At 39.5% G+C, this 24,783-nt stretch carries 21 protein-coding genes; 9 read left to right on the top strand and 12 right to left on the bottom strand.

The genetic code is table 11. From position 1 onward, the window contains the following. Window position 1 precedes the first annotated feature (1 nt). The 9 genes from AY601_RS23580 to AY601_RS25980 all read right to left on the bottom strand — a co-directional run bounded on the left by AY601_RS23580 (window position 2) and on the right by AY601_RS25980 (window position 8,175). The gene (locus AY601_RS23580) at window positions 2-478 is read right to left on the bottom strand and encodes a DUF4280 domain-containing protein (protein ID WP_068406003.1); all 477 of its coding nucleotides are present in this window, start codon (window positions 476-478) and stop codon (window positions 2-4) included. A 15-nt stretch (window positions 479-493) separates the two neighbouring features. Beyond that, window positions 494-1,483, bottom strand: coding sequence for a hypothetical protein (locus AY601_RS23575; RefSeq protein ID WP_068405999.1), 990 nt, complete (start codon window positions 1,481-1,483; stop codon window positions 494-496). A gap of 2 nt (window positions 1,484-1,485) precedes the next feature. Then, window positions 1,486-2,523 carry a DUF2931 family protein gene (locus tag AY601_RS23570; protein ID WP_068405996.1) on the bottom strand — a complete coding sequence of 346 codons (1,038 nt, stop codon included), beginning with the start codon at window positions 2,521-2,523 and terminating at the stop codon, window positions 1,486-1,488. After that, entirely contained in the window at window positions 2,513-4,015 is a 1,503-nt protein-coding gene (locus AY601_RS23565; RefSeq protein ID WP_068405993.1) for a T6SS phospholipase effector Tle1-like catalytic domain-containing protein, read from the bottom strand. Before AY601_RS23565 ends, AY601_RS23570 begins: the two co-directional genes overlap by 11 nt. 2 nt (window positions 4,016-4,017) lie before the next feature. After that, complete coding sequence (locus tag AY601_RS23560; RefSeq protein WP_068405990.1) at window positions 4,018-5,853, bottom strand: type VI secretion system Vgr family protein; 1,836 nt, start codon at window positions 5,851-5,853, stop codon at window positions 4,018-4,020. Between the two features lie 32 nt (window positions 5,854-5,885). Then, the gene (locus AY601_RS23555) at window positions 5,886-6,497 is read right to left on the bottom strand and encodes a hypothetical protein (protein WP_068405987.1); all 612 of its coding nucleotides are present in this window, start codon (window positions 6,495-6,497) and stop codon (window positions 5,886-5,888) included. A 20-nt stretch (window positions 6,498-6,517) separates the two neighbouring features. Next, the gene (tssD, locus tag AY601_RS23550) at window positions 6,518-6,913 is read right to left on the bottom strand and encodes a type VI secretion system tube protein TssD (protein WP_068405984.1); all 396 of its coding nucleotides are present in this window, start codon (window positions 6,911-6,913) and stop codon (window positions 6,518-6,520) included. A 108-nt stretch (window positions 6,914-7,021) separates the two neighbouring features. Next, the gene (gene tssD, locus AY601_RS23545) at window positions 7,022-7,417 is read right to left on the bottom strand and encodes a type VI secretion system tube protein TssD (protein ID WP_068405981.1); all 396 of its coding nucleotides are present in this window, start codon (window positions 7,415-7,417) and stop codon (window positions 7,022-7,024) included. A gap of 416 nt (window positions 7,418-7,833) precedes the next feature. Then, entirely contained in the window at window positions 7,834-8,175 is a 342-nt protein-coding gene (locus tag AY601_RS25980; RefSeq protein WP_198163572.1) for a ubiquitin-like protein, read from the bottom strand. Between the two features lie 145 nt (window positions 8,176-8,320). On the opposite strand from AY601_RS25980, the gene AY601_RS23535 reads away from it, so the two are divergent. Both AY601_RS23535 and ahcY read left to right on the top strand, forming a co-directional pair. After that, complete coding sequence (locus AY601_RS23535; protein WP_068405978.1) at window positions 8,321-8,764, top strand: hypothetical protein; 444 nt, start codon at window positions 8,321-8,323, stop codon at window positions 8,762-8,764. A gap of 347 nt (window positions 8,765-9,111) precedes the next feature. Then, window positions 9,112-10,428 (top strand): adenosylhomocysteinase, encoded by a 1,317-nt coding sequence (gene ahcY, locus AY601_RS23530; protein WP_068405975.1) that lies wholly within the window; start codon window positions 9,112-9,114, stop codon window positions 10,426-10,428. 77 nt (window positions 10,429-10,505) lie between these two features. Here ahcY and AY601_RS23525 read toward each other — a convergent pair whose 3' ends face one another. Beyond that, window positions 10,506-11,507 (bottom strand): polysaccharide deacetylase family protein, encoded by a 1,002-nt coding sequence (locus tag AY601_RS23525; RefSeq protein WP_068405972.1) that lies wholly within the window; start codon window positions 11,505-11,507, stop codon window positions 10,506-10,508. Between the two features lie 22 nt (window positions 11,508-11,529). Between AY601_RS23525 and AY601_RS23520 the strand changes: the two genes are divergently transcribed. From AY601_RS23520 to AY601_RS23510, 3 genes are all read left to right on the top strand, one after another. Further along, window positions 11,530-12,243, top strand: coding sequence for a pyridoxine 5'-phosphate synthase (locus AY601_RS23520; protein WP_068407893.1), 714 nt, complete (start codon window positions 11,530-11,532; stop codon window positions 12,241-12,243). A 78-nt stretch (window positions 12,244-12,321) separates the two neighbouring features. Then, the gene (gene gcvP, locus AY601_RS23515; protein ID WP_068405969.1) at window positions 12,322-15,207 is read left to right on the top strand and encodes an aminomethyl-transferring glycine dehydrogenase; all 2,886 of its coding nucleotides are present in this window, start codon (window positions 12,322-12,324) and stop codon (window positions 15,205-15,207) included. Between the two features lie 152 nt (window positions 15,208-15,359). After that, window positions 15,360-15,767 (top strand): response regulator, encoded by a 408-nt coding sequence (locus tag AY601_RS23510; protein WP_232324659.1) that lies wholly within the window; start codon window positions 15,360-15,362, stop codon window positions 15,765-15,767. Here the strand turns inward: AY601_RS23510 and AY601_RS23505 are convergent. Beyond that, entirely contained in the window at window positions 15,760-16,527 is a 768-nt protein-coding gene (locus AY601_RS23505) for an MBL fold metallo-hydrolase (protein WP_068405964.1), read from the bottom strand. The two genes, AY601_RS23510 and AY601_RS23505, sit on opposite strands and share 8 nt — an antisense overlap. A 141-nt stretch (window positions 16,528-16,668) precedes the next feature. Here AY601_RS23505 and recJ point away from each other — a divergent pair, with 141 nt between their 5' ends. The 4 genes from recJ (at window position 16,669) to AY601_RS23485 (ending at window position 22,345) form a co-directional block, all read left to right on the top strand. Continuing rightward, the gene (recJ, locus tag AY601_RS23500) at window positions 16,669-18,384 is read left to right on the top strand and encodes a single-stranded-DNA-specific exonuclease RecJ (protein ID WP_068405961.1); all 1,716 of its coding nucleotides are present in this window, start codon (window positions 16,669-16,671) and stop codon (window positions 18,382-18,384) included. Next, complete coding sequence (gene lptB / locus AY601_RS23495; protein ID WP_068405958.1) at window positions 18,381-19,115, top strand: LPS export ABC transporter ATP-binding protein; 735 nt, start codon at window positions 18,381-18,383, stop codon at window positions 19,113-19,115. The genes recJ and lptB overlap by 4 nt, the downstream gene beginning before the upstream one ends. Window positions 19,116-19,123: 8 nt before the next feature. Then, a complete protein-coding gene (locus AY601_RS23490; RefSeq protein ID WP_068405955.1) occupies window positions 19,124-20,638 on the top strand; it encodes a GH3 auxin-responsive promoter family protein in 1,515 nt (504 codons plus the stop codon). A 495-nt stretch (window positions 20,639-21,133) separates the two neighbouring features. Further along, the gene (locus AY601_RS23485; RefSeq protein WP_068405951.1) at window positions 21,134-22,345 is read left to right on the top strand and encodes a GAF domain-containing sensor histidine kinase; all 1,212 of its coding nucleotides are present in this window, start codon (window positions 21,134-21,136) and stop codon (window positions 22,343-22,345) included. Window positions 22,346-22,349: 4 nt separating this feature from the next. Here the strand turns inward: AY601_RS23485 and AY601_RS23480 are convergent, their stop codons facing one another. Beyond that, window positions 22,350-24,731 carry a phosphocholine-specific phospholipase C gene (locus tag AY601_RS23480; protein WP_068405949.1) on the bottom strand — a complete coding sequence of 794 codons (2,382 nt, stop codon included), beginning with the start codon at window positions 24,729-24,731 and terminating at the stop codon, window positions 22,350-22,352. Window positions 24,732-24,783 lie beyond the last annotated feature (52 nt).

Below are 24,783 nucleotides of genomic sequence, written 5' to 3'. Positions count from 1 at the left end.
GCTATTCAAAAATTATTCCTTCAATACTAACCGGTTCTTCTGTTAATGCTCTGGGATCTACCGCAGGATTTAATACTTTGCTCACCTTAGGCTCTGCATTTTTAAAATTCTGCCCGCCCGGTTCAGCAATCTGACCATGTTTAATTATTTTAATGCAATCAGGCCCGCCAATCGGACAAGTTGCCTTGCTGTCTTCCAGTATTATTTTACCACCATTGGTTAAAGTAGTATGTTCATAAAAATATTTCCATTCCAAAACGATAGCATTACAGGGTTTGCCCAGCTGTTTTGCACATGGGCCAAATGTATTCTGCTTAAATGTGGCACCAATATCTTTGGTACTGGCAATATATTTGGTTGATCCGCTTTTGTCATTAGCATACTCACGCTTATGCGTAAGCACTTTTAAAAAGTCAGGATTTTTACCAAAATCACACATACACATTGCGCCCTCCACTACTAAATGTTTTTCTGCCATGTCTTTATCTTTAAGTTATTTCTCCCACAAAAAGTTAAAAATATCTGTTACTTTTCTCCCTTTCGGCGAAGCATTCCCATCAAGGAATGTCATTCCCCTTTGTTGATTTTCAGTTGCTATAATTTTAATTTCTTCCTCTTTATCTTCAATCAACTCAAATATTTTGAGCTCTGTTTCCTGAGGAATATTGAATTCAAGAGTCCATTTAGCCACAATCGACCGGATAGACCTGGTTGTTGGATCCAATACATACTTTGCTGTATAAATTCCTGTTGCTCCGGCTGCATCTGGATTGAGCAACTGTTCTAAAGGAAAACTCTGCTCTTCTAAAAGATCAGCATTACTTCTTTTATCAGTTACTACACCATGATGATGTATCTCGATATAATGTGCTTCATTCAAAAAAGGGATGACTTCCTGTGTGGTTTTGAATTCTACTGGTGCTGCACGGCCCGCGATTGGGAAAAACACCTGTTCTTCTACCTTAAATTCACCTCCGTAAGACTTGTAAACAGGAGAAAAGAAAACCGAATAAAACAACTCGTTTCTAAATAGCTCACTCACCCGCTCTGGCGTAGAAATAGCTTCCTCCATCAGCTCCAGGTACTTTTCGGTTGTTTCACCCTGAAAATATTCCAGCACTGCTTTTTTAGTTTCACTCCACCTGCTAATGAGTTCCGTATAATTATGGACTCCGATATACTGTCCGTCAAAATCTATTTCCAGCAGCAGCGGATAAAATACCTTTCCACATTCATAAGCCAGCTGATCAGCTACCAGATCCGGGACTTTATTGTTCAGGAAAACAGGTGAAGTCCTTTCTACTTTAAAAATCCGTGCCCGATCAACAATAGTTTTCGCAAAACTGATGTCCAGGTTAAATTTTATGGAATGCTCTTTTTCACCCAATAAATACGTATACTGCACCCCATAACTACGGCAAAAATCACCTGATTTTAGCCGTAGTTTAAGCGCGTGCTGATCAACGAATTCTACCTTTTTCATCTTTAATCTGATTCAAGTTCAGTCTTAGCTTTCTGTTTAGTTATTTTAGTCTCCTGAGTTCCTGTTTTAAAAGTAACCGCAATGGTGTATTCATCAGGATTTACCTCCAAATGAAGTTCCGCTTTACCCATTTCAGGGATCCTTGCAAATGCTGTTCTGAGCTCGTTTTCATCAAAATCAAGCGTAGTCAGCATCTTTTGCCCTTTTTTATCAATCCAGGCTACAATAACTTCTCTTGGTAAAGCTCTTTCTGCTACCGGATTATTTAGCAGGGAATCTCCAAAAATCTCTTCAGATTCCTGGTTAAAATAAAGAGGTTTAAGCTCATGAAATTTAACGGTCTTTGAGTTTACTGTAAAATTCCAGTTATACCGCTTTTGCCAGACATCAAACTGGGCAGGCTGTATTTCCCCTTTCACTACACGCTCGCGTACTTCTGCCGGAGCATTTCTTTCGTAAGTCTCCTGAACAAATCCCGGTTCGAACATAAAAGCATAATCCTTGCCCAAATCATGTGCAGTCAATTTCACCTCTTTAGCCTGAAATTTAGCTACTGCTATTTGTTTAGGGCCACCCGAAAGCCATAAAACTATACCCCCGCCAGGAGTGAGCCCAAGTGTTAAATAATTATAATCCTCCCTTTTATTAGTGATATGATCAATATAACCCTCTTTTAAAAGATTTGCTATTTCCTGCTGAGGCAAAGCAAAGCGTCCACGATAAAACTTATTTTCCGCAAAAGACAACCAGGTTAAAGCAAGACTATCAGGTGCTGGTCTTTTCTCCGGGCCAACATCCATTACCCCACCATTATCTCCCCAACCCATATTTACAAAAGCAGATCTTGGTAAATTTGGGCTATACCCATGATTGGAAATAAATTGTCCTTCAATAATTCTGATAGGGTACTCCTGCGGAGCTCCAACTGTTGGTATCCACTTATATTCTTCTGTCTGCATACGCTGGCAAGATGATAATTGAAAAATTAAGACCAGCTGAATTAAGATCAGCTGGAATATCGTTACTATTTTAACCTTCATAAGGTATTCTTTTACGTACACCATTCTCTATATTTGGCTGGAATGGGTCTCCTATTCCGTCATAATCAGCCGACCAATGCAGGAAATTATTCCGTAACACTCTCAGGTCCTTTTGTTCGGCTACTGCTTTGTTATAATCAAATGCACTAATTTTTTTGGCATTATAATTTGCCATTAATTGTTTATAGTATATGAATTTATAAGGAAGCTCCTTACCAAATACATAGCCATGTAACTTCTTTTTAACCCTATGTAATATGGTATAGGTTAATTTATATTCACCTTCTACACCAGCCTGATCAAAAGGTAAAGGCACTGGTTCTTTCAATCCGAATTCAGACATAAAATGAAGCGGGATATAGCTGTAATTTTTTTTCAGCACACGTGTACCTGATAATTTACGCATTACAGAATGCAATTCCAGTTGCCCTTCTGAATACCAGCCCTCAGCAATGAGCCTGCTTTTTTCTTTTTCCAGAACATCACTGCCACCATTCAGAATTTCATCTACATATTCAGTTTCATCCGGATAACTACCTCCAATATCAGAGTGTACGCCGGGTAGTTCTTTCTCTATACCTTTGTTTCCGGCACTTTGAATACGGGTAAGCGCGAAATATTTACGATGCTCATTTTCGGCTGTAAAATGAATAACCTTTTGTGCTTTAAAAAGCCTGTCCAGGTGCAGTTCTTCCACATCATTGCTGAAATCAGGAGAAATCACAAAACCACTTTTATTAAACGATGATACAGTATCGAATAAACCTACAAAACGAATAATGATATTGGTAACTTTCACACCTTTAGCTAGGAGTAGTTTGCCTAATTCTCCGCCTTTTGGTAATTTCTCCAGGGTAGTCTCCTGTCTGTGCATATCATATCTGACACCTGTACCTGCCTGATAGGATGTATATTCAGCATGAGTCACCTCATATATGAAATTTCTCGCGGCAGCTGCTCCCCTGCTGAAGCCAAATACATCAATCGTTAATGTATTCACCTTTTTCTTTGTGGCTTTGGCTACAACACGGTCAGCCAGTTGCTGGCAACCTTTCAAAACCTTTTTAGGTATACCAGTTTTTCCGGCACCAAATCCAGAACCAGTGGTATCATCTGAGTCCAGATTTGTTGTTCCCATCCCTTCGGTATAAGTCTTAATAACCTTATCAGATTCTTTATAATAAGCAAGTAACCTCGCTACATTAGACAAATCATTTCCATAACTCCCCTTATTTTTACCGGTGTCATGATTCTTAGTATTGGTCATATTGTTTAAAGTACCATCAAAAAAAACACCCGCAAGAATGTCTATACCATCCACTGTCGTGTATTTCATTTGTTTAGGCTCTCCGTAAACAATCCCGTCTTTAGAGTTCTCCCTTACTTTTTGAGCAGCATTGGATTGTATAGTCTTGGCAAAAGAAGTATGTTCCTGTTTTGCCACTTCCTGCATATGCCCATTGGCAATTTTCGTGATATTACCATTTCCCATCCTTAAAAGAGATTACTTTTTTCCCCACTATTATTATGAATTGTTTTAGCAGCATGTTTGGTAATACTTCCCTCTAAACTACTCATACTGAGTGCGCCTGCCGCGGTTTTAGTAATATTGGTAGCTTCACTCTTAAAAGCATCCACAGCAACCTCACTGATATTTGCAGCAGTCAGGGAATAATCTGCTCCGGTACTGATGGTATTGTTCACGCCAACCTGTGTGGTCATGTCATTACCAGCAAGTGTCCCAATATTCTTACCCACGTTAATGTCCAGATTCTCTCCGACATTGATTTGCATGTTCTTGGAATTCAACGTCATGTTTTCGTTGGCAGTAATGGTAATATTGTTTCCGCTGGTATCAATATGGATCATATTTTTGTTGATATCTGTGATCGTAATTCCATGTCCGGAAGGTCCGTCATTGAATTCAACCAGATGCCCGCTTCTGGTGGTAATACTTTTCAGGTGATTGGCATCCTTACCTCCGGCGCCTGTATTCCCATGAAAGATACTCCCCATTACAAACGGCCTGTCAGGATCATTATATCTGAAACCTACCACCACCTGATCTCCAACTTCAGGAATGAAAACGTACCCTCTGTTTTTCGCAAAAGGTTCACTGCTTCCCCCATCAGGAGTCAATACTCTGATCCAGTCGGTAGTAGAATTGTCTTTTTGCCAAAGCATCTGAACTTTAATCCTGCCTGTTTGCGAAGGATCATTGTTGTCGGTTACAATAGCAATCTGAGATTCTGCCTGAGGGGCTTGAATATGCGCCACGGGTAAAACCTCCGTATTTGAAGGAACACCTTTAAAAGTGTTATTATATCTGCCCAGACCATCAATATGATGGCTGATTTCTGTCACTAAAAACTTGCCTACAGAATCCTGGTTAAAAGTTGCTGATCCTATTTTATGGGAAACCTGCACATCAGCAATGCTTCCAATGTTTAAAGCTGTATTGGTGCTCTCTCCGGTAAGATCAGAAAGATTTGAGGCCATTGCCGCTTTATGTTTATCTGCCAGCTGTTCCAGCTGACTCTTATTCTCTACTCTTGGTTTAACCGGCGTATTGACTTTACTGTCGAATACGGTAGTGGATTCCTTAAAGGCATGCTGAGAGAAGTCATTGAGCCCTTTACTCTGGTTAGCAGAGTTGGTAGACAATGTGTTATCTTCCTGAGAGCGGTAAGAATAATAAGAGAAATTCATCGGCTGAATCCTCACAGCCATATTCATGAAATTTAAATTCTGGCCATGTACCAGTGAAACTGTACGCTGGCTGGCTGGCATTCCAAAATGAAGCGCCTTTCCATCGTAAAAGAAAAACTCCCCATATTCTGAACTCAGCCTGTTAATAAAGGCAAAATTGCTTTCTTTAAACTGAGTAATATATTTTAGTTCTTCTTTGTAAGCAGGTTTAATGGCAAACTCCATTTCATTTGCAGGCAGCGTATCTGTAACTTTTTTCACAATCTGATCCAGTTTCATATCGCTGTAAGAGATGAGGTTCCCACCAGTTTCCAGCAAGATTGTCGGAGAAAATCCTTTAATAATCAGGTTGCCTCTCAAGCCATGGCTTTGCGTCAGATTAACTTCGCAAACCACCCCTTTAAAGTCCATATTACCTTTATCAATACTGACGATAAAGCTTTTGCCTACCCACGTTTTCGACTGATCAATTTTAAATCCTCCGGTTTGTTCAATCACATCCTGGTTAATGATGAGCTCAAATTCATGGTGACGGTTAAACGCCTGAGTAATACTCAGTGAGTTAAAATGAACAATTGCTGTATCATCAATATGTATTTCCAGATTTATTTTCTTTTCCATCTTGCAGAAATTAGCTTTTAATTTTATTGGTATTATTTTCCATAACTCAGTTCGAATTTCATTCCCGGCACTAATCCGTTCATAGTTTGTCTTATAAAGTCAAGATGTCTTCTTTTGAGTTCTGTTCCGGTATTCATAATTCCGGGAAAGTCATTCAGGGTATTTTCCCAGGACACGCCCTGTTCCAGATAAGGACCTGGCGTGTAAAGTACTCCACTGCCTGTATGGTCAAACTTGTGATTTATGGGGGATCGGTCAGGGCTGTCGAGACTTAGTTTCCTTGCGTCCCAGCGGATATCCCCTTTCTGGTAGGTATTTGGATTTGTCTTATGAATCGCTGCTGTCCAGTGCGCGCTATTGTCCATGACCCAGTTTACTTCGAAAGAAGTTTTAATAGGTGCAGCCAGATAATTCATGGGCAATGTTGATCCGGGAATAATTTTGATGAGCAGCTTACCTCCCCAGACAGACCGGATCAGTCTTTCTACTTTTCTGTGGAAATCTTTGGTTTCTGTATACGTCCACCTGCTGGTACCCGGAATGTTGTTCCAGTTATATCTCCATCTTTGCACCACTTTAAAATCATTTTTTTCAAGGTCGAACAAGATGGAGAAATAAGGCGTATCTTTTTTGTAGCGTAACATAGATGATAACTAAGAGAACATTAAGCTTTTGGCCAGTCGTTGGTATGCTCAGCATTTCCAAGTTTTAGTTTTCTGGCAGAAATGACAAAACTCAGTGTCATTGGTGTATTGTCATTAACAGCAATTCCCTCATTGTACTGAATGATATACCCATCTTCAAATGAAAGCTCTTTCATCTTGGCATCTTCTTCGCCTTTTTTAAAGACGATCGTGCCCGCTAATGGTTTGTATTGATTATTAACCATGGATTCAATGACTGAAGTATCTTCAGTTGATTCTATTTCAAGGTGAATAGATCCACCATAAACGCCTGAAGACGGACGTCCTTTGGCATCTACATCTCTATTTAAGGAGAAACTGCATTGCAATACATCAAATTCCTTAGCGCCTAGAGTTAGTCTGGTTTTAAAAGCCATAATTGTATGAGTTAAATCGTATTACTAATAGTTTGAATTGATTATCCTATCGCAAAGAACCCGGCAGTCCCGGAATTCAAAAGCTATAGATTATTAAGCTGGCTTAGGCTAGGCTTTCGGCCAGTCGTTAGTATGTTCAGCATTGCCGAGCTTTAACTTACGGGCAGAAATCTGGAACTTCAGGGTCATCGGGTTATCGCCCGTGATATTAATTCCTTCGGTATATTTGACAATATAACCGTCCTCAAAATGAACTTCTTTCATTTTGGCATCTTCTTCTGATTTCTTGATCAGCAGTGTACCCGCTAAAGGTTTATATTGATTGTTGACCATTGATTCGACGATAGAAGTATCTTCAGTCGATTCAATTTCCACGTCGATTGTACCGCCATATACTCCGGAAGAGGGCCTTCCTTTGGCATCTACATCCCGGTTGAGCGAATAGGAACAATGGAGCACATCGTACTCCTTGCCCGAAAAGTTTAATCTTGCTTTGAAAGCCATAACTTTAATTTTTGGGTGAAATATATTTACTAAGTATACACAATACTAACAATAATTTTGCCAACATTACAACTTTCGTTTCTTTATCAGACCCGCCCCCCTTTGATTGCAGATCAGGGAGATATATTTTTTTTATCAGGGATAAAACAGGGGCTGAAATCAAATTAGATATTGTTTCGTGAATGTTGAATTAGGCTACAGTTTGTAGTTAAAGGATACAGTTATGCCCAAAATTTCAGAAAAAACCAAAACATGGCCTTCGCCTGAAAAACAGGTGTTGAAACATAATTAAAAGGACCTTGAGATGAGGTTTCAATAGATAAGAGTAATAAGGTTATACTTATGTTTTCCTACTTGGGTAAATTGAACGATTTAAGGGTTTATCCGGATATTATTTTTTGATCGATAAATGTCCATTACGGTCTTATGATCAGATGCAGTGTAGTTTCTTTCTGAATATTATAATCACTTAAAGTTCTTCCATCTTCCAGTACTTTTCCTGCATAGTATAATGCCTGTTTATCGACAGGGATACCTTCTTTATCTTGTATTTTCTGTTTTATATTATCAATCGTATCTGAAAGTTCAACTTCAAGTGTAATTGTCCTGCCTAATAAAGTATTTACAAAAATTTGCATGGAACGCTGTTTTTTTGTCGAAACTAATGCGTTTTGAATTTTATCGTGAGCCTGTGCCGGATAACCAGTTACATTAAGGCCCAAGGCCAGCAATAGAAAAAGAGAGATGTTTTTTATCATAATTTATTATTTTACTGTGCAATTTAATTTATTTTTTTAATCATAACAACACAAAATACCTCTTTAATAACAAAAATAAATCAATATAACATTTTGTTTATTTCATAAGAATATTTAGTTTAGCTTAAACTAAACTGTTATTATTATGAAAAAGTATTTATCACTATCTTTTCTGGCCCTAATTCTTCTTTATTATACTACAGAGGCTACTGCAGGCAAGCTCCCTGCTGAGCCTTCCAAAACAAATTCTTTGACTAAGGATTCAGTTATTTCTCCGGTAAGCAGCTCATTTGCAGATCTTTTTTTCGCACTAACGATCTCCGGACCAAGTGGAATTGTTTATGGTGGGGGCAGCAACTATACTTACAGTGTGTCCGGCCAGGCAGGGACAGGCTATACCTGGACTATCGGTAATCTTGGAACTATCGTAAGTGGCCAGGGAACCAGTTCAATAGTGGTGCAATACCAACAAATATCAGAAAATACGTTTCCCTTTTATATTACAATTACTGCTGTAAATAATAATACAGGTGAAAAAGGAACATTAATTCAAAAACTATCCGGTTGTAATAGCTGTCCGGTAGATTAAGATTTTAAAGATTTAAGCTATAACAAAGTTTTTCAACTCAATGCCCTTCCTCAATGAAGGGCATTTTTTTTAAACATATGTTTATAGATTTCCCATACTGATCAATAAGAATAAACCGTTTAAAAGACTGCTTAAGACTTACAGTCTTGCGCACCAGAGTATCATTTGAAAATCAAGAATGTGGAGATCTTTGTATAAACAGCCCAACCATATGATCCCTTTTTGAATTTGGCTAAACTATTGTGTAATTTTGTAATAGTAAAAGAGGCTATAGATCAAGGGAATAATCCTGTCGATTCTGTTTACTCAACAACTAACTATAAATAAACAACTTAACAAAACAAAATATGTCATCAGTAGAGACTACTTACGTTCCTTTTAAAGTAAAGGACATTTCACTGGCAGAATGGGGCCGTAAAGAAATTGGATTAGCAGAAGCAGAAATGCCAGGCTTAATGTCTTTGCGTGCTGAATTTGGTCCTTCAAAACCATTAAAAGGTGCACGTATCGCAGGATGTCTGCACATGACTATCCAGACTGCGGTTTTAATTGAAACTTTAGTTGAACTTGGAGCAGAAGTGACCTGGTCATCCTGCAATATCTTCTCTACACAAGACCACGCTGCTGCTGCTATTGCTGCTGCCGGAATCCAGGTTTATGCTTGGAAAGGCTTGAATGAAGCAGATTTCGACTGGTGTATTGAGCAAACTTTACACTTCGGTCCGGAGCAACAGCCCTTAAATATGATCTTAGACGATGGTGGTGACTTAACCAACATGGTTTTCGATAAATTCCCTGAGCTGATCGCTGCAATCAAAGGATTATCAGAAGAAACTACTACTGGTGTTCACCGTTTATACGAACGTATGAAAAACGGAACTTTGCATTTACCAGCTATCAATGTAAATGACTCAGTTACTAAATCTAAATTTGACAACAAATACGGTTGCCGTGAGTCATTGGTAGATGCGATCCGTCGTGCTACTGATGTTATGCTTGCTGGTAAAGTTGCTGTAGTTGCAGGTTACGGTGATGTAGGTAAAGGTTCTGCTGAATCTTTAAGCTCACAAGGTGTTCGTGTTATCGTTTCTGAAATTGATCCTATCTGTGCATTACAAGCTGCAATGGAAGGTTATGAAGTGAAGAAATTCGCTACAGCAGTTAAAGAAGCTGATATCGTAGTGACAACTACTGGTAACTGTAATATCGTTCGTCCTGAGCATTTCAGAGTAATGAAAGATAAAGTGATCGTTTGTAATATTGGTCACTTTGACAATGAAATCGACGTAGCCTGGTTAAACTCTAACTATGGCGATACTAAAATAGAGATCAAACCACAGGTTGATAAATATACTATTGATGGTAAAGACGTTATTTTATTAGCTGAAGGCCGTTTAGTAAACTTAGGATGTGCTACCGGACACCCAAGTTTCGTAATGTCTGCATCTTTCACTAACCAGACTTTAGCACAGTTAGAGCTTTGGACTAACCCAGGAAAATATGAGAACAAAGTATATGTTCTTCCTAAATCACTGGATGAGAAAGTAGCACGCTTACACTTAGCTAAAATCGGTGTTGAATTAGACGTATTAGATCAACAACAAGCTGATTATATCGGTGTACCAGTTGAAGGTCCTTTCAAACCGGAAGCTTACAGATACTAGTCTGTTTAAAGATAATCAAAGAGGGATGTGCCGGAGTGCAATGCACGAAGAGGACATCCCTCTTTTTTATTAAACAGTTATTTAACCCCTTCAAATTCGTCTGCTATACTCTCAGACAAATCATACATCAGCCACTGTTTGCTCGTTACCTCAGTACTCTTGCTCTTTAGCAACTTGATAAAATCAGCCACACCTAAAGGCTCGTTTCCATTTCCATGAATCAAAACGATACTGCCGGCAGCGGGCTTCTGCCCTTTCGCCAGCCAGGCATCACTACCTATCGGAATAATCCCATAAGCTAAAACTTTATCTACCACCCGCTGGTCAGAAACCAATCCCGGAAACCTGAAAAATACAGAGGGAACTAAGCCATGCTGCAACATCGCCAGTTCAGTACCCAATATTTCAAAATTCATATCCGTACCCGGTTCTAACAAAAAATTAGTTTTTAATGGCGCAGTCGGGCTCACATGGTGATTAAAAGAATGGTCAATCCAGGTAATCTCAATTTCTTTTTTTGCGACCAGTTCTTTCAGCCAGTTCAAATCATCAGTATGCGTCAACATCCAGCGCCCGGTTATAGAAAGTGCTACAGGCACAGGCTGCTCAATTTTTGCAAACTCCTTAATCAATGAAGTAAAAATAATCCGGTCCAGCGGTTTATGTGAAGGACAAAGATCTATAGTCAGTGTTATTCCTTTATCCTTAGGGAAACCATGGGTCACTCCTGCGTCCTGTAAGGCAAGCGCCTGTTTTGCGGCAGCATCGTAAGCTTTGAAATAAGGGGCCTGCTGAAAATAAGCTTTTGCACTTTTCCAGTCCATCGGACGGACAATAGCATTAGCAGTCAATGCCGTCGCTAAAGTTTGTGGGTTTACAGTCAGATAAACCACTTTACCGGCTTTTTCCATTTTACGGATCACCAAAAGTTCTGTCCCCTGTACCTTTACTAACCCATTATAAACGGTATAATTTTTAATCGCCTCTTGTGCAGCACAGACATTTGCCCCAATAATTAAAAAACAACAAATAATTACACAGAACGTTAACCTGTTTACAATAATATTATACCTGTTCATGTTTAATGGTTTATCTTTGTACATGGCAAAACTATCAGTAAATATCAATAAAATAGCCACGTTACGCAACAGTCGCGGGGGAAACAATCCAGATCTGGTTAAGGTAGCACTTGACTGTGAACGTTTTGGTGCGGAAGGAATCACTGTACATCCAAGACCTGATGAACGTCATATCCGTTATCAGGATGTATTCGATCTTAAAACAGCCATTTCAACAGAATTCAATATAGAAGGTAACTGCAAAGAACAAAAATTCATTGATCTTGTACTGGCCAATAAGCCTGCGCAAGTCACATTGGTACCAGATACTGAAGGACAGATCACTTCCAATCATGGATGGGATACGATTAAACATCAGGCCTATCTTAAAGAAATGGTCCAGCTATTTCAAAAAGAAGGTATCAGGGTTTCTATTTTCACAGATCCGGTAAGAGAAATTATCGAAGCTGCACAAACTACAGGAACTGACCGGATAGAACTTTATACAGAATATTATGCAGCTAATTATGCAAAAGATCCTGTCAAAGCAATCAGTCCTTATACACAAGCCGCACATACAGCAAATAAGCTTGGTTTAGGGATCAATGCCGGACATGATCTTGACTTGCAGAACCTGAAATATTTTGCAGATAACATTCCTAATTTACTGGAAGTTTCTATCGGCCATGCCTTAATCAGCGATTCCTTGTATTTAGGTCTGGAAAACACAATTCAGCTCTATTTGAAACAATTGTAGAATATATTTAGATCGGCCCATTCCATTGGAATGGAACTGAATTTTTAATACCTTTGCGCAAATTTATTGTTAACCGTCATGAGTTTAAACATCCATTACAAAGAAGACTTTAAAAACCGTCATATCGCTCCAAATGCGGAGGATACTGAGGCTATGTTAAGCACCCTTGGTCTGACTTCTATTGAAGAACTGATTGAACAAACTGTTCCTCAAAAAATCAGACTGAAAAAACCACTTAATTTACCTGTTGCTAAGTCTGAGAAAGAATATTTGGAAAGCCTTAGACAAACGGCTTCACTGAATAAAGTTTTCAAATCTTATATCGGACAAGGATATTATGACACCACTACTCCAGGAGTAATTCTGAGAAATGTGATGGAAAATCCAGGATGGTATACACAATATACTCCATACCAGGCTGAAATTGCACAAGGCCGTTTACAGGCTTTGCTGAACTTCCAGACTATGGTGATTGACCTTACGGGTATGGAAATTGCAAATGCTTCTCTTTTAGATGAAGGCACTGCAGCTGCTGAAGCGATGTTTATGCAATTCAGTTTGCGTAAAAATACACAGGCAAATAAGTTTTTCGTTTCGGAATTGTTATTCCCTCAAACTATAGACATTTTAAAAACCCGTGCAAATCCATTCGGAATTGAACTGGTAATTGGTGATCACCAGGCATTTGAAGCAACTGAAGAATTCTTTGGTGCAATTGTTCAATATCCTGCCGGAAACGGTGAAGTGTTCAACTATACTTCGTTCGCTGAAAAAGCACATGCTAAAAATGTTAAATTAACAGTAGTAGCTGACATTTTAAGCTTAACCTTATTAACTCCTCCGGGAGAATGGGGAGCTGATATCGTTGTAGGTACTACACAACGTTTTGGTGTACCAATGGGCTTTGGTGGTCCGCACGCAGCATTTTTCGCTACTAAGGATGAATATAAACGTTCTATCCCAGGAAGGATTATCGGTGTAACTATTGACAGCCACAACAATTACGCTTTACGTATGGCGCTGCAAACAAGAGAGCAGCATATCCGCAGGGATAAAGCAACTTCGAACATCTGTACTGCACAGGCTTTATTAGCTATTATGGCTAGTTTCTATGCGGTATACCATGGCCCGAAAGGTCTTAAATTAATTGCAGAAAGAACACACGGTTTGGCTGTTGCGCTTTCACAATCAATTGAGCAAATCGGTTATCAACAATTAAATAAAGTTTTCTTCGACACCATCCGTGTTGATTTAGGTGATTTGAAAGATTCAATCCATAGAGAATGTATCGATAATGAAATCAACCTGAACTATATCGGTACTGTAGCTACGATCGCATTGGATGAGACTACTTCTATCGAAGACATCAAACTGCTGAATAAAATATTTTCTAAAGTAAAAGCGATCTCTGCGGACAGCGTTGAACTTGCTGAAGAAAAAAATATTCAAACTGTAATCCCTGCTGAATTACAACGTACTTCGGCTTACCTGACACATCCGGTATTTAATCTGCACCATTCAGAGCATGAAATGTTGCGTTATATCAAATCACTGGAAGCAAAAGATCTTTCTCTTTGTCATTCTATGATTGCTTTAGGTTCATGTACGATGAAATTAAATGCAACGACAGAAATGATCCCGGTTACCTGGGCAGAGTTTGGCCGTGTTCACCCTTTTGCTCCGGCAGATCAGGTGGCTGGTTATTACACTGTATTCAATGAGATTGACCGCTGGTTGAGCGAAATTACTGGTTTTGCAGCCATGAGTTTACAGCCAAACGCTGGTGCCCAGGGAGAATATGCAGGCTTAATGGTGATCAGAGCTTATCACCAGGACCGTGGTGATCATCAGCGTAACATCGCTTTAATCCCTTCTTCTGCACATGGTACTAATCCTGCATCAGCAGCGATGGCCGGAATGAAGATTGTGATTGTTAAATGTGATGCAAACGGTAATATTGATGTAGCTGATCTGAAAGCAAAAGCTGAAGAGCATAAAGCGAATTTATCTTGTTTCATGGTTACTTATCCATCTACACATGGTGTATTTGAAGAAAGTATCATTGAAATTTGTGAAGTTATCCACGCCAATGGCGGACAGGTTTATATGGATGGTGCAAATATGAATGCTCAGGTTGGTTTAACCAGCCCTGCAAACATTGGTGCTGACGTATGTCACCTGAACTTGCATAAAACATTCTGTATCCCTCACGGTGGTGGTGGTCCTGGTATGGGCCCGATCGGTGTTGCTGCACATTTGGTGAAATATTTACCGGGTCACGCTGTTGTAAACATCAACAATGAGAAATCAATTCACGCGGTATCTTCTGCACCATGGGGTTCTGCCTCTATCCTGATCATCTCTCATGCTTATATTGCAATGATGGGTGGCGAGGGATTAAAAAATGCGACTGAATATGCCATCTTAAATGCGAATTATATGAAAGCGCGTTTAGAGAAACATTATCCAGTACTTTATTCTGGAAGTAAAGGACGTTGTGCACATGAAATGATCCTGGATTGCCGCGGGTTCAAAAACTTTGGTATCGAGGTCGTTGATATTGCGAAAAGATTAATGGATTATGGCTTCCACGCCCCAACAGTTTCTTTCCCGGTTGCCGGAACGCTTATGGTTGAACCAACCGAAAGTGAACCTAAACATGAGCTTGACCGTTTCTGTGATGCTTTAATTGCGATCAGAAATGAAATTACCCAGGTGGAGAACGGTACGTTGGATAAATTAGATAATCCATTGAAAAATGCACCGCATACTGCAGCTAAAGTTACAGGGGACGAATGGTCACATAGCTACAGCAGACAAACTGCAGCATTCCCATTACCTTATGTAGCTGAACATAAATTCTGGCCTTCGGTTGGAAGAGTTAACGATTCATTTGGAGACAGGTCATTAGTTTGTGCTTGTCCGCCAATAGAAAGTTATATGGAAGAAGAAGTTAGTTTATAAACCAATTTCACCTTCCTTTGATAAGCAGCAGGATCATTTTTTTAAGATGATCCTGCTTTTTTGAAATATATAAATCCTCAAGGATTTACTTTACGTTTCTATTTTATATCTTTATATTAATCCTGGTGATCTTTCTATAAACTATTAAGCTGATGAATACTAAAATTAACCTGTTGGTAATTGACGATGATGACATTAACATTTTCATTATTAAGAAAATTGTAGAAAAAACAGGCTTTGAGGCTAAAATGGTTGCCAAGACAAACGGATCAATGGCGATTGAATACCTGCAGGAATTAATAGCGAACAATGAGGTCCTTCCGCATCTGATCCTGATTGACATCAATATGCCGGTACTCAATGGCTGGGAGTTTTTAGATGCCTATGAGAAACTAGGGATACAAACAGAGATAGACATGTATATGCTCTCTTCTTCAGTTTATGAGAATGATATTGAAAAAGCCAAAACCTATAAAACAGTAAAAGGGTTTATTTCTAAACCCCTTTCTATTGAACGTCTTATTGAACTCTTTGAAGGCAAAAATACGCAGGCTATATAACTTTAAACTGACCTTCTTCACCGAGTTCTATAAAGCCGGTCGCTTTGCTTTTACCATGATAAAAAAGACAGTTCCAGTGTTCGGTAACAGCGGTACGCCCAAATTCTTCTCTTAATTCCATGGACTTGCGGCCATCATAGTCGTATTTGGCAATAAATTTCTTGTACAGTTCTTCTGGCTCTGGTAAAACATCGCCACCAAAAAATACTTTATTTTCTTCATCTTCTAATAACCAGGCCTGGTGAAAAGGGGTGTGCCCGCCCGTGAGGATGTGTTTGATACCCGGAATTAAATCACCTGTTTCGTCTACGAAAACCAGCGTTGCATTCCGCTGCAGGAAATCAAAGATCTCGGTTCTGTAAGAGGAAGAAGCATTGGTAAAGGCACCCTCCCATTCTCCACGCTGGATCACATAGGTCGCATTTGGAAAACTAAGTTCCATTCCATTGTTTTCTTTATGCACCATACCACCAGCATGATCAAAATGCAGATGTGACATTAAAACATAATCCACATCTTCAGGATTAAAGCCTGCTTTGCGGATATTTTCATGTAAAATCAGCGCTCCATCACTGTTACTATAGCCTAATCCGGTATCCAGTACCAATAATTTATCTCCAAATTTAACAAGGAAGGGATTAACGTGAATAAATAGAGATCCGGGTCTGTCTTTAGGGCTATCTGTCTGAGGATTAAAAGGGACGAACTTTTTGTCGGCTGCTACAGAATAAGAACCTTCATATAAAGTGAAAACTTGCAATGGCGTAGGTGTTAGTCAAAAGAATAATTAATGATATATTTACAATCTGTTACAAAGATATGGAACCTGTATGAAATACCTTCATGCTAACGTCATTACCGCTTAAACAGCGCTTTGCAAAAAACACAAAACTAAAACTAAATGAAGAAAAGATGGGTGCAGGCCGTAAAGGGTAAAGTAGAAATAACAGATTCGCTTGCACAGCAATTAAATATAGATATAAGTTTAGCTGAAATATTAGTACAACGGGATATCACCTCTTTTCAGGAAGCTAAAGACTTCTTCAGACCGCAGCTTACCCAACTACATGATCCTTTTTTAATGAAGGATATGGATAAAGCAATCGCCAGGATTGATCTTGCACTGGCTGCAGGAGAAAAGATCATGATTTATGGAGATTATGATGTGGACGGAACAACCTCGGTAGCACTTGCTTATAGTTTTTTCAGCCAGTTTACTTCGGCTATTGAATATTATATCCCTGACCGTCATAAAGAAGGATACGGGATTTCTACCGCAGGGATTGATCATGCAAAAGCGCAGGGAATTACACTGATTATTGCCCTGGATTGCGGAATTAAATCAAATGATAAGATCGGCTATGCCAATACGCTTGGTATAGATTTCATCATTTGTGACCACCATTTACCAGGCGATGAATTACCGGCAGCAGTTGCTATTCTTGATCCTAAAAGATTGGATTGCCCTTATCCGTTTAAAGAACTTGCAGGCTGCGGAATTGGTTTTAAACTGGCTCAGGCTTATTGCCTGACACATCATCTGCCGGCAGAAAATTACGAAAGATACCTTGATCTGGTGATGGTTTCTATTGCTGCGGACATTGTGCCAATCAATGACGAAAACCGTACCCTTGCTTATTATGGGCTGATCAAATTAAATACAAACCCTTGTACTGGGTTGAAAGCTTTAATGGATAGCTGTGGTAAAAACAAAGATTTTACCATTACTGATGTGGTATTCACTTTAGCACCGCGGATTAATGCCGCAGGACGAATGGATCATGGTAACCAGGCTGTTAAAATGTTATTGTGTACAGCAGATACCCTGGCAGCAGAACAAAGTCTTTTCATTAACCTGCAGAATACAGACCGGAAAACAACAGACCAGCATATTACCGCAGAGGCCTTAGCGCTGATTGATGAATCTGAAATCCTGATCAATAAAAAAACAACAGTAGTTTACAACGACCAATGGAATAAGGGAGTGATCGGTATTGTCGCTTCCCGGCTGACGGAAAAATATTACAGGCCAACTATCGTTCTAACCCTGTCAAATGGGATGCTGACCGGATCGGCACGTTCAGTACCTGGTTATGATCTGTATGAAGCACTTTTAAGTTGCGCTGATTTACTGGAACAATTTGGCGGTCATAAGTTTGCAGCCGGTATGACAATCAAGCCCGAAAACATCGAAGCCTTTGCAGAAAGGTTTGAAACTGTCGTTGCTGCTACTATCACAGAAAATTTACTTTGTCCTGAAATTTTGATTGACAATGAAATTTCACTGGCTCAGATTGATGGCAAATTTCAACGCATACTCGCTCAGATGGCCCCTTTTGGCCCGGTTAACCCGGCCCCGGTATTTGTGAGCCATGATGTATTTTATGTGGGAAGACCTTATATTGTAGGGGCAAAACATTTAAAGTTGAGTATTAAACAACAAAATTCCAGTATTTTTGAAACCATTGGATTCGGACTGGCAGAATTTGAACAACTATTAAAACCCGATCAACCTTTCTCTGTTTGTTATACGATAGAAGAAAATGTGTGGAAAGAGCAGAAGCGTCTGCAATTGAATATTAAAGCAATAGAGATAAATAACCAATCATATAAATGATATTAAGAGCTGATAATCTTATAAAAAAATACAAACAGCGGACTGTCGTTAATGACGTTTCGTTTAGTGTGAGTCAGGGGGAAATTGTAGGATTACTCGGCCCTAACGGAGCGGGAAAGACGACTTCCTTTTATATGATTGTAGGACTGATCAAACCTAATGAAGGTAATATCTTTCTGGATGATGAAGACATTACCAAGGATGCGATGTACCGCAGGGCGCAGAAAGGTATTGGTTATTTAGCACAGGAAGCATCAGTTTTCAGAAAGCTGTCTGTAGAAGATAACATCTTGTCGATTCTGGAAATGACAACCATGACCAGGGTAGAGCGCCAGGAAAAACTGGAAGAGTTAATTGACGAATTCAGTTTGCATAAAGTAAGAAGAAACCGTGGTGACCTTTTATCAGGAGGGGAACGCCGCAGGACAGAGATTGCAAGAGCACTTGCTGCAAGTCCTAATTTCATTTTACTGGATGAACCATTTGCAGGAGTAGACCCCATTGCTGTAGAGGAGATCCAGACAATTGTAGCCAAACTCAGAAATAAAAACATCGGCATCCTGATTACCGACCACAACGTTCAGGAAACACTTTCCATTACGGACCGGGCCTATTTGCTATTTGAAGGTAAAATACTGGAGTCTGGCACTCCCGAAATACTTGCCGCCAATGAAATGGTAAGAAAGGTCTACCTGGGTTCCAATTTTGTACTTCGCAGTAAAAACTTATAAGGTATCGTATGGCAATTGTAAATTCTATTTTCACCTGGTATATGAAAAAGCGTGTCCACCAGATTGAGCTTTTCATGAAATATCCGATAGATGTCCAGGAGGAATGGTTTCATACCCTGATTTCCTGTGCAGAGAACACAGAATGGGGAAAGAAATATGATTATAAGTCTATTGAGACCCCAGATCAGTTTAAGCAGCGTATTCCGCTGCAGAATTATGATTCTCTAAAACCTTATATCGAACGGATGCTGCAGGGGGAACAAAATATTCTCTGGCCTTCAGAGATTAAGTGGTTCGCCAAATCATCCGGAACAACCAGTGACAGAAGTAAATTTATCCCAGTCTCTCCTGAGGCTTTAGAGGAATGCCATTTTAAGGGTGGGAAAGATATGATCTCCATCTTCTGCAATAACAAACCCTCCAACCAGATCCTGACCGGAAAAGCGCTTGTATTAGGTGGCAGCCATCAAATTAATCAGTTAAATGAAGACTCTTTTTATGGCGATCTTTCTGCTGTACTGATCAAAAATCTGCCAATGTGGGCGGAATATTACCGTACACCGGATATTTCAATCGCTTTGATGGATGATTACGAGCAAAAAATGGACCGCATGGCAGAAGCCACCATTAAAGAGAACGTAACCAATATTTCTGGTGTACCTACCTGGACAATTGTGCTGGCAAAAAAAGTACTGGAAATTACGGGCAAGAAGAATTTACTGGAAGTATGGCCAAACCTGGAACTTTATTTTCATGGGGCGGTAAATTTCAGTCCTTACAGGGAACAGTTTAAAGAATTGATCCCAAGAGCTGATATGTATTACCTGGAAACCTATAATGCCTCTGAAGGCTTCTTTGGCATACAGGATCAGGTAAATTCTGAAGAGATGTTGCTCATGCTGGATTATGGCATTTACTATGAGTTTTTACCTTTAGAGCAGCTTTGTGATGATAACCCGGTTACCTTAAATCTTGGAGAGGTAGAATTAAATAGAAATTATGCAATTATTATTTCTACCAATGCTGGTTTATGGCGCTATGTAATTGGAGATACGGTTCAATTTACTTCTTTATCCCCTTTCAGGATCAAAATTACAGGCCGAACTAAACATTTTATTAATGCTTTTGGAGAAGAAGTAATTATTGACAATGCCGAACAGGCCATCAGTAAAGCGTGCAGAGAAACTGGCGCAGCTTTTAAAGATTATACTGCCTGTCCTATTTATTTTAAAGGGAATGATGCTGGAGGACATGAATGGATCATAGAATTTGACCAGCAGCCTGATGATTTTGAGAAATTCGTGGACGTGCTGGATCAGACACTGCGGGAAATCAATTCTGACTATGATGCTAAACGTTTCAATAATATGGCGCTTTGCAGGCCTAAAGTCCACAATGCACCAAAAGATACTTTTTATAACTGGCTGAAATCAAAAGGCAAATTAGGCGGACAGCACAAAGTGCCCCGGCTGGCTAATGAAAGAAAGTATGTGGATGAGATTTTACCCCTGTTAAACCGTTAAGGAAAGGCTGAATTCTCACCTGTGCTAAATTTTGAACAGCTTACAGCAAAGAACGATAAGTGTAAAACTTACTTCTCCATGTAAAGTGCTGGTTAAAAGCAGCAGCGTGTAAAGAAGGAAATGAAGGCTTAGTCGCAATAATTTTAAAGCCTTTTTTCTCCTGCCTTTCAGTCCAGGTATAAGAACAACATGAATTTCATGCTCTTCTTATACCTGTGAATAAAGAAACTTAATAAATCCCAGGCAAAGTCTAATTATACTCATAATTTATAAGGATGAATAATATTCACAAATAAACATACACGGACCGGTCATTGTAATTCTTTTAATATTGTAGTTAATCAGCATCGTTTCATAAAAAGAACAATTTATACAACAATCAAACCAGTTTTTTGTTTAATGCATAATATTATTCCCGGGATTTCTTTTTATACCGGGTAAAAAGGGGCTAAAACGTGCCCTATCAACTCACTATGCATGCCTTGAATTAAATCAATGATAAATAATCAAATGCCGGATAATCTTATTCCCAATAATGACGAGAGCAGATTAAAAAAACTATACCAATATGAAATTCTGGACACCCATTTTGAAACGGATTTTGATACGATTGCTTTAATGGCGGCCGAAATATTCGGAACGAAGAAGGCTTTTGTAACTTTTGTTGATAAAGGGCATGTTTTCGTTAAAGCAAGTAGCAGCAGGATTGAGGTTGATCATATTTCCAGAGCTTATGGTCTTTGCTCGCTGAGTATTATGGAGGATGACCTGACTATTTTTCACGACACTCATCAATTTCCTGAACTGATGAAAAACCCTTATATCGCAAGGCCAGGGGGCGTAAGATTTTATGCAGCTGCACAGATCAGAACTGCGGATGGATTTGCACTGGGTACGGTCTGTGTCCTGGATGCTGAACCCCGGACTACAGTAACCGACCATCAATCCAGAATGCTATTGTTACTTTCCAGGATGGTGATGGAGAAGCTGGAGACCAGGATGGTGAACAGAAAAATTGTGAGAGCTTATGATGACCGGCTGCATCGTCTGGCTCATGATATGAAAAACCCTATCACTTCAATTTCTCTGTACGCCCAACTGTTGGGCAGCCGTGAAATGACAAGTGAAAAGGTATTTACTATGGCCGCCAAAATTGAGAATTCTTCTAAAGGCGTAGAGAAAAAGCTTAACAACCTGCTGACAGACGCCAGAAATGAAAATTCACTGGTTGAATTAGTTCATGAACCTGTGATGATTACCGGCCTGCTGTTACAGTTGCAACAGTCTTTTGAACTTTCACTGGCTGCGAAAAATCAAACTTTAATCATTAACAATGACCTGTCTGCTTTAATTTATGCGGATCGGGAACGTATAGTGGATGTATTGGATAATTTGCTGAGTAATGCCATGAAGTACTCTTATGAAGGAGCTACCATTGTTATCAATACTTCGATGATGGAGGAGGAGCTGATTATTGAGTTCAAGGATCAAGGCCTGGGCCTGAGTGAGGACGATATGAAAAAGCTATTTACGAAATTCGCGAAATTAAGTGCCATTCCTACAGCACATGAAAAATCCTATGGCTTAGGTTTATTTATTGTAAAAATGCTTGTGGAAAGCCATAAAGGTAAAGTATGGGCAGAAAGTGAAGGTAAAAACTTTGGAAGCTCTTTCTTTATCTCTCTGCCCACTTATAAACAAGGATAGGTAATTATAGGATTCCTGCCATGTAAGGATCAGAAACGGACTCTTCACCGGTTTCTACATGCCCTGCATACTGTCTGCTATAAGCTTCATCTGCGGTTACAATGGTAAAATCATACCAACCGGAGTGCTTTCCAAGATTCAATACGACTTGTTCCTTACTTTTAGGTTTCAATTGGACTTTCTGGGAATTACCTGCATATACACCTGGTTTGATTTCCAGTGTTAAAGCTGCTGCTCCTGTATTTTCCAATAGTATACTAACATTTCCACTGAGTTTTTCTTTCAGTAACCCCGATTTTTCATAGGTACACTTTATGGTAAGCTCAGGATCATTTTTACTGCCTTTGAAATGTCTGAAAAATCCATTAGGCCCTCTAACCAGCAGGTTATAATTTTCAGTTTTAAATTTACTCAACTGAAGCTGGTGCGTTACCTGATCTCCTGCATTCACCGCATAATCCCAGTTTTTACCATTGATACCACTATATGGATTTAAAGAAGTCACACTAAATGCAGAACCAACTGGCTCCAGCAATTGTCCAAATCCGGTTTTACCAGATTCAAATTTTAATTCTACTGCCGTTTTATCTGCATTCAGATTAGCTTCTGCGAATAACTGGTAGGGTAAAGCACAAGCTTTTCTTGTTCCTTTTTCTTGTACAGGCATAGCTGCGGGCGACGCGGAAGAAAATGGCGCATTGGCATTAATTGCCGCAATTTCTGCTGCTGTTAGTGCATCAGGGGTAACCTGTGCTGGTTTATTCTTCGCATTTTGAATACTGGTTACGACCTCATTCTTTTGCAATGCTTTAGGGTTAACTATTTTCTCCCCGTTATAAGGTCTGAAAACTGAGGTTAAGTCTCCGCAAACGGCCCTTCTCCAATCGCTTATATTATTATTTTTGATCTTCTTACCTATCTTTTTACTTAGAAATTTCTCCAGGAATTGTTGTGAAGAGGTATGGTCAAATACTTGTGAATTCACATATCCTCCTTTACTCCATGGTGAAGCGATCAGCATCGGTACGCGGTATCCTAAACCTAGCGGACTTCCCGTTTTAGCTTCCCATTCTACGTCAATATTCATTTTTGAAGAGACTTTTCCTGTTTCCGGGTCATTAGGGTTTGGCGCTACAAATGGTGGGATATGGTCGAAATACCCATCATTCTCATCATAAGTCAAAACAAAGATGGTCTTTTTCCAGATTTCAGGGTTTTTGGTCAGAATGTCAATGGCCTCGGATACATACCATGTCCCATATAAGGGAGAACTGGTATGGTCTGAGAAGCGCTGAGGGGCAACTAACCAGGAAACAGCAGGTAATTTACCCTGATCTACATCTGCTCTGAACTGATGGAAAATATCATTTTTAGGGATATCCACTGTTTCTTTTTTCCCCTGATCATCGGTATAGGTGAAGGGTTCTAGTTCCAGATAATCTCCTGGCATATTGATATTGGTCGCAAATGCTTTGTCTATCAGGTTTCTTTCCTTCTGGCTTAGTTTATTGTATTTTGCAGTGACTTGTTCTGCAGTTAAAATTTCTTTTTTATTAGTCTGGTCACCGTGTTTACGGAAGTAGGCAGAAAGTTTAACGTTATATCTTTTCACATATTCCAAGGCGTTATCTCCATAATTATCCACCCAATCACCAACTCTTTTATCTTGTAAATTTACCGTCCAGAGTTCGTTTTGATAAACCTTCCAGGATATGCCATTGTCTTCCAGTAGTTCCGGAAAAGTATCCCAGTCTACAAAAGTACCAGAATGAGATTCAGCCTGTGAGTTATTGACTGCTGCTACAGCTTTTCCATTTTGCTCCGCACGGATTGTACCTGACCAGAAGAATAACCTGTTTGGTGTAGTCCCGGTCAGTGAGGAACAAAAGCTGTGGTCACAAATGGTAAAGGCGTCTGCTAAAGCGTAATAAAAAGGAACATCACTACGCTCGTAATGCCCTAAGGTCATCAGGGTTTTTACCGGGACCCATTTATCATATTTCCCTTTATTACGGGCTGCAACCTGGTCATTCCAGGAATGGGGCAACCCACCCTGCCAGGTAATTTTAGTTTTGTTAATATCTATGTGGAAAGGTGCAAAAGTATTTCCAGAAGCATCTTGTTGCAGCCATACTTTATTTTTATTGGGCAGAATTGCTGCACGGGGATCATTGAATCCACGTACTCCACTCAGCTTACCAAACATATGATCAAAAGAACGATTTTCCTGCATCAGGAAAACCACGTGTTCTGCGTCATAAAAAGTAGTTCCGGGATCAGCTTCAATTGCCATTGCCTTTTGTATAGACATGGGAATTACGTTTGCTAAACCGGCAGCACCAGAAAACATTGCTGCTTTCTTCAAAAAGTCTCTTCTTGAATTCATTTTGTTAATCAAATTATGTGTGTTAATCTAATGGAGCACATTTTAGTTATCA

The organism is Pedobacter cryoconitis (assembly GCF_001590605.1).
Lineage (GTDB): Bacteria > Bacteroidota > Bacteroidia > Sphingobacteriales > Sphingobacteriaceae > Pedobacter > Pedobacter cryoconitis_A.
The sequence above is the reverse complement of the archived record's forward strand: the minus strand, read 5'-3'. Positions and strand labels throughout refer to the sequence as shown.

Bases quoted from the DNA above. Each gene is read 5' to 3' on its own strand.
- AY601_RS23580 (WP_068406003.1), bottom strand. From the start codon at position 478: ATGGCAGAAAAACATTTAGTAGTGGAGGGCGCAATGTGTATGTGTGAT.
- AY601_RS23575 (WP_068405999.1), bottom strand. From the start codon at position 1,483: ATGAAAAAGGTAGAATTCGTTGATCAGCACGCGCTTAAACTACGGCTA.
- AY601_RS23570 (WP_068405996.1), bottom strand. From the start codon at position 2,523: ATGAAGGTTAAAATAGTAACGATATTCCAGCTGATCTTAATTCAGCTG.
- AY601_RS23565 (WP_068405993.1), bottom strand. From the start codon at position 4,015: ATGGGAAATGGTAATATCACGAAAATTGCCAATGGGCATATGCAGGAA.
- AY601_RS23560 (WP_068405990.1), bottom strand. From the start codon at position 5,853: ATGGAAAAGAAAATAAATCTGGAAATACATATTGATGATACAGCAATT.
- AY601_RS23555 (WP_068405987.1), bottom strand. From the start codon at position 6,497: ATGTTACGCTACAAAAAAGATACGCCTTATTTCTCCATCTTGTTCGAC.
- tssD (WP_068405984.1), bottom strand. From the start codon at position 6,913: ATGGCTTTTAAAACCAGACTAACTCTAGGCGCTAAGGAATTTGATGTA.
- tssD (WP_068405981.1), bottom strand. From the start codon at position 7,417: ATGGCTTTCAAAGCAAGATTAAACTTTTCGGGCAAGGAGTACGATGTG.
- AY601_RS25980 (WP_198163572.1), bottom strand. From the start codon at position 8,175: ATGATAAAAAACATCTCTCTTTTTCTATTGCTGGCCTTGGGCCTTAAT.
- AY601_RS23535 (WP_068405978.1), top strand. From the start codon at position 8,321: ATGAAAAAGTATTTATCACTATCTTTTCTGGCCCTAATTCTTCTTTAT.
- ahcY (WP_068405975.1), top strand. From the start codon at position 9,112: ATGTCATCAGTAGAGACTACTTACGTTCCTTTTAAAGTAAAGGACATT.
- AY601_RS23525 (WP_068405972.1), bottom strand. From the start codon at position 11,507: ATGAACAGGTATAATATTATTGTAAACAGGTTAACGTTCTGTGTAATT.
- AY601_RS23520 (WP_068407893.1), top strand. From the start codon at position 11,530: ATGGCAAAACTATCAGTAAATATCAATAAAATAGCCACGTTACGCAAC.
- gcvP (WP_068405969.1), top strand. From the start codon at position 12,322: ATGAGTTTAAACATCCATTACAAAGAAGACTTTAAAAACCGTCATATC.
- AY601_RS23510 (WP_232324659.1), top strand. From the start codon at position 15,360: ATGAATACTAAAATTAACCTGTTGGTAATTGACGATGATGACATTAAC.
- recJ (WP_068405961.1), top strand. From the start codon at position 16,669: ATGAAGAAAAGATGGGTGCAGGCCGTAAAGGGTAAAGTAGAAATAACA.
- lptB (WP_068405958.1), top strand. From the start codon at position 18,381: ATGATATTAAGAGCTGATAATCTTATAAAAAAATACAAACAGCGGACT.
- AY601_RS23490 (WP_068405955.1), top strand. From the start codon at position 19,124: ATGGCAATTGTAAATTCTATTTTCACCTGGTATATGAAAAAGCGTGTC.
- AY601_RS23485 (WP_068405951.1), top strand. From the start codon at position 21,134: ATGATAAATAATCAAATGCCGGATAATCTTATTCCCAATAATGACGAG.
- AY601_RS23480 (WP_068405949.1), bottom strand. From the start codon at position 24,731: ATGAATTCAAGAAGAGACTTTTTGAAGAAAGCAGCAATGTTTTCTGGT.